Here is a 16,797-nt window from a genome sequence, read left to right on the forward strand (position 1 = left end):
ATGACATTGACCTTCGCCCCCTTCCTTCCGTGGATCGTGATCGCCATTCTGGCCGTCGCGGCCCTTGCCCTCTCCTTTATCGGCCTGTGGCGCGGCGTGCGTGGCGCATGGCTGCGCGGGCTGGCGCTTGTCGCCTTGCTCGCGGCCATCGCCAACCCGCTTCTGACGCAGGAAGAACGCGAGCCGCTTTCCACCATCGTGCCCGTCATCGTCGACCGTTCGCAGAGCCAGGACGTACAGGACCGGCCGCAGATGACGGATACGGCGCTGGAGACGCTGAAGGACCGGCTCTCCCGCTTCCCCCGCATCGAGCCACGCATCGTCGAAGTTCGCGACAATGGCGAGAGCGATTCGCCCTCCACACAGCTTTTCTCGGCACTCTCCTCCGCCGTTTCCGATGTCTCGCCGTCCCGCGTCGGCGGCGCGATCTTCCTCAGCGACGGCCAGATTCACGATATTCCCAATGCACTGCCCAATGCCGAACAGGCGCTCGGTTTCCGCGCCCCCGTGCACGGGCTGATCACCGGCAAGGCCGATGAATTTGACCGCCGTATCGAGATCGTCCGTGCCCCGCGTTTCGGCATCGTCAACGAGGAACAGCAGCTGACGCTGCGCGTTTTCGACGACGGCCGCCCCGCTGGCGGCGGTTCGGCGGAAGTGACGGTGAAGATGAATGGCGAAGAAATCGCCACGCTTCAGGCCACACCCGGCCAGCCGACGCCATTCAGCTTCAAGGTTCCGCGCGGCGGCAACAATGTCATGGAATTTTCCGTCGCCGAACTTCCCGGCGAAGTGACGGCAGCCAACAACCGCGCCGTCCATCTGATTGAAGGCATCCGCCAGAACCTGCGCGTGCTGCTCGTCTCCGGCGAGCCGCATGCCGGCGAACGCGCCTGGCGTAACCTCCTGAAATCCGACGCCTCGGTCGATCTGGTGCATTTCACCATTCTGCGCCCGCCGGAAAAACAGGATGGCACACCGATCAATGAATTGTCGCTGATCGCCTTCCCCACCCGTGAATTGTTCGTCGAGAAGATCAACGATTTCGATCTCATCATCTTCGACCGCTACCAGCATCGTGGCGTGCTGCCGATCCTTTATTACGATTACATCGCCCAATATGTCGAAAAGGGCGGCGCGCTCTTGATCGCAGCCGGGCCGGAACATGCCGGTCAGGATTCGATCGCCATGACCCCGCTCGCCTCCGTGCTTCCGGCTCAGCCGACGGGTCAGGTGCATCAGGCCGCCTTCTATCCGCGCCTTTCGGAAGCGGGCAAGAAACACCCTGTCACCCGTGGGCTAGAAGGCTCGGGCAACGAGCCGCCGCAATGGGGCCGCTGGTTCCGCACCATCAGCGTCGACCCGCCGCAAGGTCAGACCGTGATGCTGGGCGACGGGCAGGACCCGCTGCTGGTGCTGAACCGTCAGGGCGAAGGCCGTGTCGCCATGCTGCTGTCGGATCAGGGCTGGCTCTGGGCGCGTGGCTTCGAAGGCGGCGGCCCACATGTGGCGCTTTACCGCCGCATCGCCCACTGGCTGATGAAGGAACCCGAGCTTGAGGAAGAGGCGCTGACGGCGCGCGCCAATGGCCGAACCTTGCAGATCACCCGCCAGACCATTGGCGACGATCCCGGTCAGGCAAGCGTGCGTTTCCCCTCCGGCAAGACCGAGAACATGGCCTTCACCACCACCGAGCCCGGTCTTTACAGGATCGAGCGCCGCATGGATGAAACGGGGCTGTTCGAGATCAAAAATGGCGATTTCACCACCCTCGTCCATGTCGGCGCGGTGGATGCGCCGGAATTCAAGGCGATGATTTCAACGACGGAAACGCTGAAACCGCTGGCCGACGCCACCAAGGGCAGCGTGCACCGCGTGGCCGATAATTCCGGCCGTATCGCCCTTCCCGATATATTGCCGGTCCGCGGTGACATCAGGGTTGCGGACGAGGACCGCATGCTGATACGCCTGACCGACGAGACGGTGCTGAAAGGCGTCAACACCCTGCCGCTGTTTGCCGGTTTTGCCGGGCTTGGCGCCCTGCTGCTTGCCTTCTCCGCACTCTGGTGGCGTGAGGGCCGGTAAAGGTGCTTTAACCCGGCGGCAGCGCCGGGCTTCTCCGTCTCCGATTGAAACCCAAATCGGGCGCCGTCCGGCGTCTGGAGAAGAACACCATGAATTTCGTTTTGAGTGATGTCGCGGATGCGGAAGCAGAAAAGGCCATCCGCGATCCGTTAGTGGCCTATAATCTCGCCCGTTTCGGCGAAAGCGACAAACGCGACCTCAACATCACCATCCGCAACGACGACAATAGCGTCACAGGCGGTCTGGTTGGTCACACTGCACGCGGCTGGCTTTACGTGCAGCTTCTTTTCGTGCCGGAAGCCATGCGCGGTCAGGGGATTGCCCCGAAGCTGCTTGCAATGGCTGAGGAAGAAGCACGAAAGCGCGGCTGCATGGGCGCCTATATTGACACGATGAACCCGGATGCCCTGAGAACTTACGAGAGATACGGTTTCACGAAGATAGGTTCGCTCGGGCCGCTCTCAAGCGGCCAGTCGATCACATGGCTGGAGAAACGCTTCTGATAGCGTATCTCAGGTCAGCGCCACCTGCCGTGTTTCCGCATTGATCATGGTCGCCGCAATGGCGGCCAGCACCAGTAGCCCGGCAAAGATGCCAATCGCGACCCCAAAACCCTGCGCAATGGCATAACCAAGCAGTGACGGCGCCAGCAGGCCGCCGAGCCTTGCCATGGCACCCGCAGCGCCCATGCCGGTCGCCCGCGACTCCGTCGGGTAAAGTTCCGGCGTAAAGGCATAAAGCGCACCCCAGGTGCCGAGCAGCGCGAAGCTCATGATGAGAAGCGAGGCGGCAATCATCGCACCGGCAGAGGCGAGCGTGAAGAGCAGGCAGCCGAGCGCCGACAGCAGGCAGAAACCGATCAGCGTCGGCTTGCGACCCCACTTCTCGACGCCATAGGCAGCAATTGCATAACCGGGGATCTGCGCCAGCGCCACCAGCACCAGAAACCCGTAACCGCGCACGAAACCGAAACCGTCCCCTGCCAGTTTCGCCGGCATCCAGGTGAAGACGCCATAATAGGAAACGGAGACGAGAAACCAGATGGCGAGGATCATCATGCTGCGCTGCCGGAGCGCCGGCGAAAATATCCCCTGCCCCTTGGTCACGTCAGGCTGGAAAAGCCCGGTTCCGGCATCGAGCGGTGCACGGCCGTTCACCACCAGCATGCGGTTGACGACGGCCTTGGCTTCTTCGGATCGCCCCGTGCGCAGCAGGTAGAGCGGCGATTCCGGCACCAGAAAGCGAAGCCCGAGACCAAGAACGGCCGGGAAAGCCGTCACCGCAAAAATATAGCGCCAGGCATCAGCCACGCCCGCAAGACTGGCACCCCAAGCCGCCAGTGCCACGATCAGTGTGCCAACCGCCCAGAAACCTTCCAGAAAAACCAGCCAGCGCCCGCGATTTTTGGCAGGCAGGAATTCGGCCATCATCGCATAATCCACCGGCAAAGTGCCGCCCACCGCAGCTCCGGTGAGAAAACGCAGGACGAGCAGAATGGTGAAATCGGGTGAAAATATCGAAAGCACGCCGAACAGCGCATCGCAGGCCACGGTGACGATCAGCACCCGGCGGCGCCCATAGCGGTCCGCCAACCGCCCGAAACCGGCAGCACCCAGCAACATGCCGAAAAAGAACGCCGTTCCGGTCTGCAGCGCCTGCGGCACTGTCAGGCCAAAGGTCGCGGCAATCGAGGCGGCTGTGAAGCCGACCGCCAGAACCTGCATGGCATCCGCCGCCCAGACGAGGCCGAATATGCCCATCAGCCGCCGTTGATAGGCGCCCGCACCCGCGCGTTCCAGCGCATCGTTCATGGTGATTGCCGTCATATGCTCGCCCCCGTGCCGAAATCGACTTTCACTTGCTATCGTATAGGGGGAGGAAAAGAGAGAGAAAAAAGCCCTTTTAAAGAATTTCTTCAGCCGTAAACCCGAAGAGGCTCCTCAAAACTCTCATCTTCCGCCGCAGCGGCAGGCATGGCGGCCTCGCATTTGCGCCAGCCGATCTTGCCCTTCAGCCGCTGGTGAACATCATCACCAACAGGCACCACCAGCACCCGGTTCGGATCGACAGGCCCGGGAAAATCGAGCGCCGCATAAGCGACCTTTTCGAAACCGAGCGGCATATAATAGGGCGGATCACCAATCAGGATAACGGCCTCGGAGCCCTTGCGCCTTGCAGCCGCAATGGCGATCCGGACGAGTTCGCGGCCAATGCCCATATTCTTGTGCGAGGGCCGCACCGCAAGCGGACCGAGCATATGGCCCTTCACCGCACCGGCCAGAACCGGCGTCATGCGCACCGAAGCGATGGTTTCGCCATCATCGGCGCAAACGAAGGACAGCGACCGGTCATGCGGACCCTGCTCGCGGATGCGCGCCGCGGCACGGGTATGCCGGCCGGGACCAAATGCTTCTTCGTTGATGAGGTCGATGATGGCGTCGTGCGACGCGTCCTCGGTGAGGTAGACAAGATCGTGCTTGGACATGAAGAGACCGAAACTTCCAGAATGCGGATGCGACAATAGATGACGGCTGCGCCGGTGAGGGCGTTCAGGAGCGTCAGCGTCGTCGGAGCATCCGTTGTTCGATCATAGTCAGCAATTTCCTCAGATTTGTGAAAATCGCAATTATCAGGAAAATTCCCACCCGTCCAGAACAAATCTCGAGGCCATCCCATTCAGCCCGTGCAGGACCGGAAACGCATTGTTCAATGCCTTGCGGGTTCGCGGCGTCGCGCAAAGCAGGTAGGATTGCCGTCAAGGAAACAATCAAGGAGATCGTCATGGGCATGCTGGTGGAAGGCGTATGGAAAGACGTCTGGTACGACACCAAGGAAACCAAGGGGCATTTCAAGCGTAGCGCCTCGCAATTCCGCAACTGGGTCACGGTGGATGGCGCAGTCGGCCCTTCCGGAGAGGGCGGCTTTGAGGCGGAGAAGGATCGTTACCACCTCTATGTCTCCTTCGCCTGCCCGTGGGCGCACCGCACGCTGATCTTCCGCAAGCTGAAAAAGCTGGAAGACCTGATCTCGGTCTCCGTGGTTGATCCGCTGATGCTGGAAAACGGCTGGGAATTCAAGCCTGAAGGCGAGCGCACGCCGGGCGCGACGCAGGATCACCTCTTCGGCTCCTCCACGCTCTGGCAGGTCTACACCAAGGCGGACCCCACCTATTCCGGACGCGTCACCGTGCCGGTCCTGTGGGACAAAAAGCGCGGCACCATCGTCTCCAATGAATCGGCGGAAATCATCCGCATGTTCAACGTCGCCTTCAACGATCTCACCGGATCGGACGCGGATTATTACCCCAAGGCGCTGCGCGCCGAAATCGATGCGCTGAACGACGTCATCTACGACACCGTCAATAATGGCGTCTACAAGGCCGGTTTCGCCACCACGCAGGATGCCTATCAGCAAAATGCGGTGAAGGTGTTCGAAACGCTGGATATGCTGGAAGACCGCCTGAAGGACCGGCGCTTCCTATTCGGCTCAGAGCAGACGGAAGCGGACTGGCGCCTGTTCACCACGCTGGTCCGGTTCGACCCCGTCTATGTCGGCCATTTCAAATGCAATATCCGCCGCATCCACGACTATCCGCACCTGACCGGTTACCTGCGCGATCTTTACCAGACGCCAGGCGTGCCCGACACGGTCGACATGCGCCACATCAAGGAACATTATTACCGCAGCCACCGCACCATCAATCCGACCGGCATCGTGCCCATCGGCCCGGAACTGGACCTGACCATGGCCCATGGCCGCGAGGCGCTCTCCTGACGGAAAGCCGCCCGCCGCTACCAATAGTCGGCAATCGCCGCTTCGCCGGCAAGCTCGGCAAGGCGGCGGCGGGTCGCTGGCGTCAATCCCTCGGGCAGGGCTGAGAGTTCGAAAAAGCCGCTTTCGGTGATCTCATGATCCGGTTTTTTCGGCGTCGTCTGGGTGACCTGAAGCCGATAGAGCGCCACATGATCGCGGTTGCTACCTTCCAGATTGAGGTAGACATGGACAAGCTCAGGGATCGAGGCAGCATCGAGATTGCCTTCCTCACGGATCTCCTTGTGCAGTGCCATCAGCAGGGTCTCGCCCCGCTCCACCCCGCCACCCGGAAGATACCAGCCGGGCAGATAGGTATGCCGCACCAGAAAGATCCTGCCCTTTTCATCGAAACAGGCCGCACGCACGCCAAGCGTGGCCCCGCGCGTGAGCAGGAAAACGAAATGCATAAAGCGGATGAAGACACGCCTGTGGAACGGACGGGCCTTCTGCCCTGTTGTCTCGTCATTCACCCTGGTTTCTCCGCGCTGGCAGGCTTTTATTGGACGTGCCACATATCATAGGTTATCTCTGCCGCCATGTTTAAACTTGCGCATATTTCAGACGTCCATTTAGGGCCACTGCCAAAGCTCACTTTCCGGGAACTTGCATCCAAGCGCATCACCGGTTTCGTCAACTGGCACCGCAACCGCCGCAAGCATCTCTTCACCGATACGCTGGAAAAACTGCTCGACGATCTCGAGACCAAATCACCGGATCATCTGGCTATTACCGGCGATCTCGTCAATCTTGCGACCGGCATCGAAATCCGCGCCGCCGCCGACTGGCTGGAGGAAGTGGGCGATCCCGAAAAAACCTCAGTCGTTCCCGGCAATCACGACGCCTATGTCTCTGGCGCGCACGACAAGGCCATGCAGGCCTGGTATCCCTACGTGCGCGGTGATGGCGATCCTGCGGAATGGGACGATGACCGCAAGATTTTCCCCTACATGCGCGTACGCGGCCCGGTGGCGCTGATCGGCTGCTCGACCTCGATTGCGACGCCGCCCTTTTCTGCAACAGGATATTTCGGCAACCGGCAGGCGCGCGCCACGGCGGAACTTCTGAAAAAAGCTGGCGAGCAGGGACTGTTCCGGGTGGTGATGATCCATCATCCGCCGATCCGGGGTGCGGCTGCCGCCCATAAACGCATGTTCGGCATGCGCCGTTTTGCAGCCGCGCTCGGCGTCGGCGGCGCGGAACTCGTGCTGCATGGTCATACGCATTTGAATACGGTTTATTGGCTGAATACGCATCACGGGGAGGACCACATCCCCGTCGTCGGCATTTCCTCCGCCAGCCAAGGTCCGGGCGGCGAGAAACCGCGGGCGGCCTATAATCTCTTCCACATTTCCGGTGGGCCGGGCACGTGGAACGTTGCCTGCGAGCGGCACAGCCTCAATGAGACGGGAACGGGTGTGGCGCTTGAGGATATCAGGGTGTTTTATGAGAATGGGCGGCCGCTGGGGTTTTCGCGGTTGGGGGAGTAGAAGTCGGGCCGTGATGCCGGAGGCTGGGGTTCACCCCCCTCTGCCCTGCCGGGCATCTCCCCCACAAGGAGGGAGATCAGCAAGGAGCGCCACCACCGCTTCATTCTCAAATGTAGAGATGGCCGAGACCTGACCGCGAGTCGATCTCCCCCCTTGTGGGGGAGATGCCCGGCAGGGCAGAGGGGGGTAAACCCCACCCTTGAGGCTTCTTACTTCGCCCGCTCTTCCAACACCCGATTGGCCGCCGAAACGATCGCCTCCAGCGACGCAGCCACAATATTCGTATTAACACCCGCCCCGAACAGCTTCCCGCCCGGATGCTCCATCTCGACATAGGCGATGGCCGATGCATTGGAGCCGTGCTGCAGCGAATGTTCCGAATAATCATTCACCGACAGATCAACCCCGAGATAGACCGACAGCGCATTGATGAACCCGTCAATCGGACCGGTTCCCTTGCCCTCGATGCGCTTCACCTCGCCATTGTCGGTAATTTCGGCGGCGACGATGCGCACGCCCTTGAAATCGCCGGCCGGATAGGTGTGGTGATCCACGAACTTGATGCGGGCATTCGGCTGCGTCACGTAACGCTCGATAAAACGCTCATAGATGCGCTTGGCCGGCAGTTCAACACCCTCTTCATCGGTAATGCGCTGGATGTCCTCACGGAATTCCACCTGCAGGTTACGCGGCAGGTTGATGCCGTAATCCTGCTGCAGAATATAGGCGATGCCGCCCTTGCCGGACTGCGAATTGATGCGAATGATCGCCTCGTAGGAACGACCGACATCCTTCGGATCGATCGGCAGATAGGGTACTTCCCACACCGGGTGATTGGCGACCTTGATCGCCTTCATGCCCTTGTTGATCGCATCCTGATGCGAGCCGGAGAACGCCGTATAGACCAGTTCGCCGACATAGGGGTGGCGCTCGGGGATCGTCATCTCGTTGGAATATTCATAGACCGCCTTGATGCGCTCGATATCGCGGCAATCCAGTTCCGGATCCACGCCCTGCGTATACATGTTCAGCGCCAGCGTCACGACATCGACATTGCCCGTGCGCTCGCCATTGCCGAACAGGGTGCCTTCGACGCGGTCTGCGCCGGCCATCAGAGCCAGTTCGGTCGCAGCGATGCCCGTGCCACGGTCATTATGCGGATGCAGCGAGATGATGACGTTTTCGCGATTGTCGATGTTACGGCACATCCATTCGATCTGGTCGGCATAGATGTTCGGCGTCGCCATCTCAACGGTGGAAGGCAGGTTCAGGATCAGCTTGTTATCCGCCGTCGGCTTCACCACCTCGACCACGGCGTTGCAGATTTCCAGCGCCACTTCCAGCTCGGTCCCGGTAAAGCTCTCAGGCGAATATTCGAAGCGGAAACCGCCGCCGGCCTTGGCCGCCATGTCGGTGATCATCTTGGCCGCATCGACGGCGATCTGCTTGATGCCGTGCACATCCTTGCCGAACACCACGCGCCGCTGCAATTCCGAGGTGGAGTTGTAGAAATGGATAATCGGCTTATTGGCGCCTTCCAACGCTTCAAACGTGCGGGTGATCAGTTCCGGGCGGCACTGCACCAGCACCTGCAGGGATACATCATCAGGCACATTGCCTTCTTCCACACACCAGCGGGCGAAATCGAAATCCGTCTGCGAGGCGGAGGGGAAACCGATTTCGATTTCCTTGAAGCCCATTTCGAGCAGCAGCTTGAACATGCGGGCCTTGCGGTCGTGGCCCATGGGGTTGACCAGCGACTGGTTGCCGTCGCGCAGATCCACCGAACACCAGATCGGCGCCTTGTCGATGGTCTTGCCCGGCCATGTGCGGTCAGGAATGTTGATGGTCGGGTAAGGGCGATACTTCACGCTCGCGTCGGTCATGCCCTTGGAAATAGTGGTGATCTTGCCGTCCATGTCGCGTCCTCCTTGCGCAGTCCGCGGGCGTCTTGATGCCATCGGCGGATGCGCGGCTCTTGAGAGCCTAAATCCAGTATAAAATGAGATTTCGAGATGAGGAGCGTTTGCGCCAGCGGGCTTTCGGCCGCCGGGCGCTCCTCACTGGACCCGGCAACCGCGTGTAAGGTCGAGGCTAAGAAGCGAGAGTGCACCGCACGGCGAGGCCTTCGCAGAAATCTGCGCGCTCATGCCGGAAATGGTTGCGATGCTGTTGCTCATGGCGACGTGTATAAACAGCGGCCGGCGGTCTGACAAGTGATCTTGTGAGGTGCAGGCTTATTTTCCCGCTCTGCCAGTCCCCACCATTTCAGTGTTCCATTCAGCCTAACCACGCTTCACAACCCGCTGCAACGCCATCATCAGCCCACCGCCGATCAGCCCCCAGAAGGCCCCGGAAACGCCGGCGAAAGAGAGGCCGGATGCCGTGATGAGGAAGGTGATTGCCGCCGCCTCGCGGGTATCCGGCTCCTTGAAGGCTGCCACGGCGGAGCCGGAAAAGGCGCCGACCAGCGCCAGACCCGCCACCGCCTGAATGAGGATGGGCGGCGCCAGCGCCACGAAGGCCGTGACGGCGCCCGCGAGCAGACCGGAGATGATATAGCCGACACCGGCGATGATAGCCGCCCAGTAGCGTCGTTTTGGATCGGGATGGGCATCCTCGCCGGCGCACATCGCGGCCGTGATTGCCGCGAGATTGACCGCATGGCCACCGAACGGCGCTGAAAGCAACGAGAAAAACCCGCTCGCGGCGAAAAGCGGTCCGGGCTGCGGATCGTAGTGGTTGACCTTCAGCACTGCGATGCCGGGGATATTCTGCGAGGCCATGGTGACGATGAAGAGCGGCAGCGCAATGGAGACGACGGCGTGCAGGCTGAAGGTGGGCGTCACCCATTCCATCGGCGGCGTCAGCGATTGCGCCACGCTGTCGAGAGCGCCCGCGGGAATATCGACACCGAAGATCATCACCAGCACAAAGGCTGCAAGCGCCGCGGGCACAGCGAAAAGCCGCCTGAAAGCGCCCACCACGATCCAGGCGAGGATGATGGGCAGGCCAAGCGCCGGGTTGAAACCGATTGCCTTGATCGGCGCGTAACACAGGCCGATGATAACCCCGGAGAGCATGGCATTGGCAAGCGGCGCGGGAATGGAGGCAACGGCCCTTCCGAGCGGCCTGAACAGGCCGGCAATGATGATCAGGATGGCGCAGACGACAAAGCCGCCGACGGCCGCCGGAAAACCACCCTCGATCACCCCCGTGGTTGCCAAGAGGGCGCCACCGGGCGTCGACCAGGCCATGCTGATGGGCATCCTTGTCGCAACGGACAGAATGATCGCACACAGGCCCATCGCCACCGAAAGCACCATCAGCCCCGATGCCGCCTGAAAATCCGTCGCACCGACAGCCTTCAGACCCTGCAATATGACGGCGAAAGAGCTGGCGAAGCCGACAAAGGCGGTCAGGCACCCCATGAACAGACTCTGGACGGAAAAATCTTTCAGCATGATGCACTCTGCGGCCTGCTGCCCGTCCTAAGAACCGCAGCTGTCTGCAGGGCGACGGGCAGGAACGAAACTTGAAGCGTGACACGCGAATCCCAAGATGGCGACACGCTTTGGATGAAGCATGACTATATTCAGGATCAAAAAAGACAAGGCTTGGCAAGATGAGCCACCGGACTTCAGGTACGGCTGCGTGCAAAACGTCATCAAAGTTTAGCGGCGGCGCGCTAATCCTCCCGGCAACAGCCACAGAGGAACCCTCGCCATGCTCCGCATCGTCACCATTGCCGCCTGCTGCTTCATGGCCATTCCGGCCGCCGCTCAGACCCTGCCGCCGCCGGCCCTTCTCGGCCAGATCGTCGTGCCTTCGGGTCTCTCCATCAATGGCGTCGCCTTCGGCGGCATTTCGGATCTGGCTTTTGACAACGAGACCGGTCGTTATTTCGCCATTTCCGATGATCGCGTGGAAAAAGGCCCGGCCCGTTATTACGAGCTGGAACTGGGCCTGACGGAAGGGGTGGCGACGCTCAATATCGCCGCCATGCACGAATTGAAGGACGAGACAGGCGCAGCCTTTGCGCCCAAGGGCATCGATGCGGAAGGCATCGCGCTCGACCGCAAGGACGGCAAGCTTTACTGGTCTTCCGAACGCGACCTGAAGAACCAGCCAGCACTTTATGTCTCCAATCTCGACGGCAGCAATGTCAAACGGCTGGAACTGCCAGACGCCTATCTCGTCGATGAGGCGAAGACCAAGGGCGTGCAGAACAATCTCGGCTTCGAAGGCCTGACGGTTACCCCCGGCTGGCTGATCGCCGCGACGGAAAACGCCCTGACCCAGGACGGCCAGAAGGCAACACCGCAGGCCGGCAGCCCGGCCCGCATTCTTGTCATCGACACGGCAACACAAAAGCCTGTCGCCGAACATGTCTACGTCACCGAGGCGATCTCCAAGACGCCTACCGCCGCCGAGCCGAAATATAATGATAACGGCCTCTCCGCCCTCACCGCCCTGCCGGATGGCCGCTTCGTGGCGGTTGAGCGCAATTTCGCGTCCGGCGTCGGCAATCATATCCGCTTTTTCATCGTCGACCTCGGCGGTGCGGAAAACATCCTCGGCAAGGACAAGATCGACGTGGCAAATGTGCGCGCCGTATCGAAGACGCCGTGGTTCGAAATCAACGAAGGCGATTTCGGTCTCGACATCGACAATATTGAAAGCCTGGCCTTCGGCCCGGTGGTGGATGGCAAGCAGATTTTCGTCATCGCCTCGGACGATAATTTCAATCCAGGCAAGCAGTTCACCCAGTTTGTGGCCTTTGCCATTCCCGCTAATCTGGGTCAGTAAAGTCGCTCAAGGCAGACTGCCGGCGCGGAACTTTCACCGGGCCGGCATCACAAACCGCGGTGAGATGCAGGCTCACCAGCGCAGCAGGCGTGAACCGGCAAAAGCGCCTATCACGCCGGTCAGGAGAATACCGAGCGAGTACCAGATCAGCACAAAAGCCATGCCGTTTTCGGTGCAGAACCACGAATAGACCCAGGCCCCCGCCGCACCGGCCGCAAGGCCGGCGGCAAAACCCGCAAGCGTGGGATCGGCGGGAGCCGAATGCCTGAGAACCGCAAAATTTGCCAGAAACAGGGGCAGTGCGAAAGCAACGATAAGGAACGGGCAGTGCAGCGCCGATGATCCGAGAATGAGAGTGCGATAGGTGCCCGGCAGGGCAAATCCAAGCTGGACCAGCGCGATCACCGCCATGGCGACAAAAATCACGGCAAGCCAGGCGAACAGGCCGCCTCTGTCGCCATCCGGCCGCGCAAGACGCATGACGGCCAGAAATGCCGTCAGGGCGAGCAGGGCATTATAGGCGGATTTGACCCAGAAACCGGGTTCGGTCATCGCATCGCTCATATCCCTGCGTAGCCCCAGAATCAGGAACATCAACAGGAGCGAGAGGCCGAGTGCCGGCAAGGCTGCGCGCGCCAGCCTGCGCTCCAGCGCAGAAGCGGGGACGGGTTTCAGATCACCCGCCAGTTTTTCGATGATGTCTTCCGTCTTCCTCATATGTCCCCCCGCAACTTTGCCGCCAGGACTTTCAGCGTTCTGTGAATGCCGACCCTCGCCGCAAGCTCGGTCTGGCCGGATTTCTCTGCCGCTTCGGCGATCGACTGGCCTTCGAGCTTCACCCTTCGGATGAGGTCGCGCTGCCGCTCGGGCAATTCATTGAGCAGCCGCTCCACATCCATGCGGGCCGTGACCGCGTCGACGGACGACTCCGCTTCCAGTGTTTCATCGAGTTCGACTTCCGAAAACATGCGCCTCCCCCTGCCCCTGTAGTGATCGATGAGCTTGTAGCGCGCTATCGAGAAGAACCACGCCGTAAACGGTCGCGCACGGTCATAGGTCTCCCGCTTGGCGTGAAGCGACAACAGGGTTTCCTGCACAAGATCTTCCACATCGGCTCGAGCCGCATCGGCCATGCGCCGACCGTAATAGGCGACCAGCAGTCGCCTCAAGGCGTGGAGCAAATGCCTGTAGGAGGCTTCGTCCCCATCAAGGGAACGCAGCATCAGCATTTTCAGTGTTTCTTCCGAGGGGCTGCCAGTCATCGTCACTATCGGGTTATTCGCAAATCGGCAGGGTATTGTTACATAGTGGCTTTAAAAAAATCTCGCCCGAACTTGTCGTCACAAACGCGTGAAGATGTAACGACCGGCTGGTCGCATCCGAATGGACAATCGTGAACCCCCGGCGCAATGCCGGCGGACACGCAACGACATCCAGAGGAGACCTTCATGACCCGCATCTTTACCGCCATTGCCACCGCCTCCCTCTTTTCCGTTCTGTCCTTTGCAGGCATCGCCCATGCCGACAGCATGAAAACCGATACGATGAAGAAGGATACCATGCATAGTGACATGATGAAGGCGGAGACGATGAAGAAAGACGGCATGTCCATGACCAGCAAAAAAGACTGCATGCACAAGGCCGGCATGCAAAAGGACAAGATGAAAAAGGCCGACATGATGAAGGCCTGCGACACGATGAAATAAGCGCGCAGCCCGGCTGACCAGCGGCGAAACACACCCGCCGGCCTGAACGCAAAAAGCCCGCGCCGGTTCTCACCGATGCGGGCTTTCTCAACTGAAAATCGGAAACTCAGAGTTCCGACTGGCTTTCGACGATCTTGCCGACGAGGCCATAATCCTTGGCGTCATCAGCGCTCAGCCAGTAATCGCGATCGATATCCTTGGCGATCTTTTCTTCGGTCTGGCCGGTGGCCTTGGAGAAGATCTTGATCAGGCGCTGGTTCATCTTGATGATTTCGCGGGCCTGGATTTCGATGTCGGATGCCATGCCGCGCGTACCGCCGGAGGGTTGGTGCAGCAGGAAGCGGGTATTTGGCAGGCAAAGGCGACGTTCCTTCGGCACCGAAACATAGATCAGCGCGCCGGCGGAAGCGACCCAGCCCGTGCCGATGATATAGACCTTCGGCTTGATGAACTTGATCATGTCATGGATGGAATCACCCGATTCCACGTGACCGCCCGGCGAATTGACGTAAACGCGAATGTCGTCGTCGCTGGCGGCGGCAAGGGCCACGAGCTGCGTGCAGACCTTCTGCGCCAGTTCCTGCGTGATGCCACCATAGATGAAGATCGAACGCGACTTGAAAAGATTCGCTTCCGTTTCCTTGCCGATCGGCAGTTCCTTGCTCTTGTCGTCTTCGTCTTCGTTCATCAACGGCTCTCCAGCGTAATTCATGCATGCCCTTCGGACATAGTGCGACTTGTTACGTAAGGCAATGAGAGAAAAAGGCAAGGTTTGCCCGCCAACAATAAACACCACCACCGGCAGATGACGCATGGACAGCCTCTTGGCCTTCGAGATATCGTCCCGTGTCTCATTGCCGCGCCGCCCGTGGCGGGAAGCCCAAGATCCCGCTGTGAACGGCAACAATTTCAAGAGGGAATCATGTTGAAAAGACTAAGCCTCGCCGCCGCCGCACTCGGCCTCACCACCCTGCCCGCGTTTGCCCATCTGAACCCGGAAGAACACGGCTCCTTCATGGCTGGTGTTTCCCACCCCTTCTTCGGTGCGGACCATATTCTGGCGATGGTGGCCGTCGGTATCTGGGCCTCGCAGATCGCCTCTGCCCGCAACGACCGCAAGGCGCTGTGGATCGTGCCCGCCGCCTTCGTCGGCACCATGGCCGTCGGCTTCCTGATGGCGGTTTACGGCGTCGAACTTCCCTTCGTCGAACCCGCCATTCTCGCCTCGGTCATCGGCCTTGGCCTGCTGGTGGCCATGGCGGCAAGGCTCCCCACGGCAGCAGCGGCGGCCGTCGTTGGTGCTTTCGCCCTTTTTCACGGCCATGCCCATGGCGGTGAACTCGGTAGCGCGGGTGCCCTGCAATTCGGTATCGGCTTCATGATTGCCACCGCCATCCTGCATCTTGCCGGCATCGCGCTCGGTCTCGGCATCGCCCGTTTCGGCTCGGCCGCAAGCCGCACCGTCGGCGCGCTGACGGCGATTGCGGGCCTCTCGCTTGCCTTTGGCGGTTGAGGATCATTACCGAAATTTAAAATTTGGACCGCTTTGAAAAGCCTGAATTGTGGCCTACCTCCTTATCGTGGATTTACGCTTCACGGTAAGGAGGCAGCATATGTCACCGGAAGAAAGCCAGCTTCTCAAGGGGCTGTTCGACAGGACCAAAACCGCATCCGCCACCCCGCGTGACCGCGAGGCGGAAACATTGATCGCAGACGCCGTGCGCGATCAGCCCGCAGCTCCCTATTATCTCGCCCAGGCGGTGATCGTTCAGGAAAAGGGTCTGGAAGCGGCAGCCGCCCATATCAAACAGCTCGAAGACCGCATCCATGCGCTGGAAAGCGGTGGCAGCGCCCCGCAGGCGGCGGCGCAGGGCGGTTTCCTCAGTTCCATCTTCGGCACCGGCCAGCCGCAGCCGCCCGCACCTGCACCAGCCCCGGCGGCTGCACCAGGCTCCTGGCGTAACGATACCGCCGGCCAGACTGCCGGCCCTTGGGGCGCACCTGCCGCTCAGCAATCAGCCGGGCCCTGGAGCCAGCAACCCGCCGCCGTCGGACGTTCGGGTGGCGGCTTTTTGCAGGGCGCGCTCGGCACCGCCGCAGGTGTCGCCGGCGGCATGCTGCTTGCCAATTCGCTGAGCGGCATTTTCGGCAGCCACATGTCGTCGCTTGGCCTTGGCTCGCCCTTCGGCGGCGGCAATGTTGCTGGTAACGCACCCGTCGAGGAAACCGTCATCAACAACTATTACGGTGACAGCGCCAACCCGCAGGATAACAACGATGACGATATCCAGCAGGCCGATTACGACGATAGCGCCGACGACATGGATTCCGATTCAGGCGACGACGGTTCGTTCGCCTGAGCCTGCAATCGCCTGAAAAGCCGGATCAGCCGCGACCCCGATACGGTGCAACGCCCTGATCCGGCAGCCATACGCCTTCGGGGGCGGCTCCCGTCTGCCAGAACACGTCGATCGGAATGCCGCCGCGCGGATACCAGTAGGCGCCGATGCGCAGCCATTTCGGCTGCAGCAGCTCCACCAGCCGCTTGGCAATATAGACCGAGCAGTCCTCGTGGAATGCGCCATGATTGCGGAAAGACTGCAGAAACAGCTTCAGCGACTTCGATTCCACCAGAAAATCGCCCGGAATATAGTCGATGACGATATGGGCGAAATCCGGCTGGCCGGTCATTGGGCACAGCGAGGTGAATTCGGGCGCGGTGAAGCGCACGACATAATCGGTGCCAGCATTGCCGTTTGGCACTTTTTCGAGAACAGCCTTTTCCGGGCTCTCTGGCGTATCAACCTTCGTGCCCAGCTGCGACAGGCCGGAAACATCCGTCACGGACATGCAAAACTCCTGATTATTCAAAACCGGATCATTGCGACCCGGACTGT

17 protein-coding genes are annotated in these 16,797 nt (G+C 60.6%); 8 read left to right on the top strand and 9 right to left on the bottom strand.

Annotation, left to right across the window (positions count from 1 at the left end):
- A complete protein-coding gene (locus ATU_RS11010) occupies positions 1-2,085 on the top strand; it encodes a membrane protein (RefSeq protein WP_010972178.1) in 2,085 nt (694 codons plus the stop codon).
- Between the two features lie 89 nt (positions 2,086-2,174).
- Positions 2,175-2,588 (top strand): GNAT family N-acetyltransferase, encoded by a 414-nt coding sequence (locus ATU_RS11015; RefSeq protein ID WP_010972179.1) that lies wholly within the window; start codon positions 2,175-2,177, stop codon positions 2,586-2,588.
- 9 nt (positions 2,589-2,597) lie between these two features.
- On the opposite strand, the gene ATU_RS11020 is transcribed toward ATU_RS11015, so the two are convergent.
- The gene (locus tag ATU_RS11020) at positions 2,598-3,911 is read right to left on the bottom strand and encodes an MFS transporter (protein WP_010972180.1); all 1,314 of its coding nucleotides are present in this window, start codon (positions 3,909-3,911) and stop codon (positions 2,598-2,600) included.
- Between the two features lie 89 nt (positions 3,912-4,000).
- A complete protein-coding gene (locus ATU_RS11025) occupies positions 4,001-4,570 on the bottom strand; it encodes a GNAT family N-acetyltransferase (protein ID WP_010972181.1) in 570 nt (189 codons plus the stop codon).
- A gap of 296 nt (positions 4,571-4,866) precedes the next feature.
- On the opposite strand from ATU_RS11025, the gene ATU_RS11030 reads away from it, so the two are divergent.
- Entirely contained in the window at positions 4,867-5,859 is a 993-nt protein-coding gene (locus tag ATU_RS11030) for a glutathione S-transferase family protein (protein ID WP_010972182.1), read from the top strand.
- A 17-nt stretch (positions 5,860-5,876) separates the two neighbouring features.
- Here ATU_RS11030 and ATU_RS11035 read toward each other — a convergent pair whose 3' ends face one another.
- Entirely contained in the window at positions 5,877-6,368 is a 492-nt protein-coding gene (locus tag ATU_RS11035) for an NUDIX domain-containing protein (protein ID WP_010972183.1), read from the bottom strand.
- 66 nt (positions 6,369-6,434) lie between these two features.
- On the opposite strand from ATU_RS11035, the gene ATU_RS11040 reads away from it, so the two are divergent.
- Complete coding sequence (locus tag ATU_RS11040) at positions 6,435-7,385, top strand: metallophosphoesterase family protein (RefSeq protein WP_010972184.1); 951 nt, start codon at positions 6,435-6,437, stop codon at positions 7,383-7,385.
- 209 nt (positions 7,386-7,594) lie between these two features.
- Here the strand turns inward: ATU_RS11040 and leuA are convergent, their stop codons facing one another.
- Both leuA and ATU_RS11050 read right to left on the bottom strand, forming a co-directional pair.
- Positions 7,595-9,304, bottom strand: a complete 1,710-nt coding sequence (gene leuA, locus ATU_RS11045) for a 2-isopropylmalate synthase (RefSeq protein WP_010972185.1) — start codon at positions 9,302-9,304, stop codon at positions 7,595-7,597.
- A 366-nt stretch (positions 9,305-9,670) separates the two neighbouring features.
- On the bottom strand, positions 9,671-10,849 hold the full coding sequence (locus ATU_RS11050) for a benzoate/H(+) symporter BenE family transporter (RefSeq protein WP_010972186.1): 1,179 nt from the start codon (positions 10,847-10,849) through the stop codon (positions 9,671-9,673).
- A 262-nt stretch (positions 10,850-11,111) separates the two neighbouring features.
- Between ATU_RS11050 and ATU_RS11055 the strand changes: the two genes are divergently transcribed.
- Positions 11,112-12,194 (top strand): esterase-like activity of phytase family protein, encoded by a 1,083-nt coding sequence (locus tag ATU_RS11055; protein ID WP_010972187.1) that lies wholly within the window; start codon positions 11,112-11,114, stop codon positions 12,192-12,194.
- A 72-nt stretch (positions 12,195-12,266) separates the two neighbouring features.
- Here the strand turns inward: ATU_RS11055 and ATU_RS11060 are convergent, their stop codons facing one another.
- Positions 12,267-12,911: an NrsF family protein gene (locus ATU_RS11060; RefSeq protein ID WP_010972188.1), complete on the bottom strand. Its 645-nt coding sequence runs from the start codon at positions 12,909-12,911 to the stop codon at positions 12,267-12,269.
- Positions 12,908-13,423 carry a sigma-70 family RNA polymerase sigma factor gene (locus ATU_RS11065; protein ID WP_006314625.1) on the bottom strand — a complete coding sequence of 172 codons (516 nt, stop codon included), beginning with the start codon at positions 13,421-13,423 and terminating at the stop codon, positions 12,908-12,910. Before ATU_RS11065 ends, ATU_RS11060 begins: the two co-directional genes overlap by 4 nt.
- 219 nt (positions 13,424-13,642) lie before the next feature.
- Between ATU_RS11065 and ATU_RS11070 the strand changes: the two genes are divergently transcribed.
- Entirely contained in the window at positions 13,643-13,900 is a 258-nt protein-coding gene (locus ATU_RS11070) for a pentapeptide MXKDX repeat protein (protein WP_006314626.1), read from the top strand.
- Positions 13,901-14,006: 106 nt separating this feature from the next.
- Here the strand turns inward: ATU_RS11070 and ATU_RS11075 are convergent, their stop codons facing one another.
- Entirely contained in the window at positions 14,007-14,588 is a 582-nt protein-coding gene (locus tag ATU_RS11075) for an ATP-dependent Clp protease proteolytic subunit (protein WP_006314627.1), read from the bottom strand.
- Between the two features lie 234 nt (positions 14,589-14,822).
- Here ATU_RS11075 and ATU_RS11080 point away from each other — a divergent pair, with 234 nt between their 5' ends.
- A complete protein-coding gene (locus ATU_RS11080; RefSeq protein ID WP_006314628.1) occupies positions 14,823-15,413 on the top strand; it encodes a HupE/UreJ family protein in 591 nt (196 codons plus the stop codon).
- A 100-nt stretch (positions 15,414-15,513) separates the two neighbouring features.
- Positions 15,514-16,260 carry a DUF2076 domain-containing protein gene (locus ATU_RS11085; protein WP_010972190.1) on the top strand — a complete coding sequence of 249 codons (747 nt, stop codon included), beginning with the start codon at positions 15,514-15,516 and terminating at the stop codon, positions 16,258-16,260.
- 25 nt (positions 16,261-16,285) lie between these two features.
- Here ATU_RS11085 and queF read toward each other — a convergent pair whose 3' ends face one another.
- Positions 16,286-16,750 carry a preQ(1) synthase gene (gene queF / locus ATU_RS11090; protein ID WP_010972191.1) on the bottom strand — a complete coding sequence of 155 codons (465 nt, stop codon included), beginning with the start codon at positions 16,748-16,750 and terminating at the stop codon, positions 16,286-16,288.
- Positions 16,751-16,797: the final 47 nt, after the last annotated feature.

The organism is Agrobacterium fabrum str. C58 (assembly GCF_000092025.1).
Classification (GTDB): Bacteria; Pseudomonadota; Alphaproteobacteria; order Rhizobiales; family Rhizobiaceae; genus Agrobacterium; species Agrobacterium fabrum.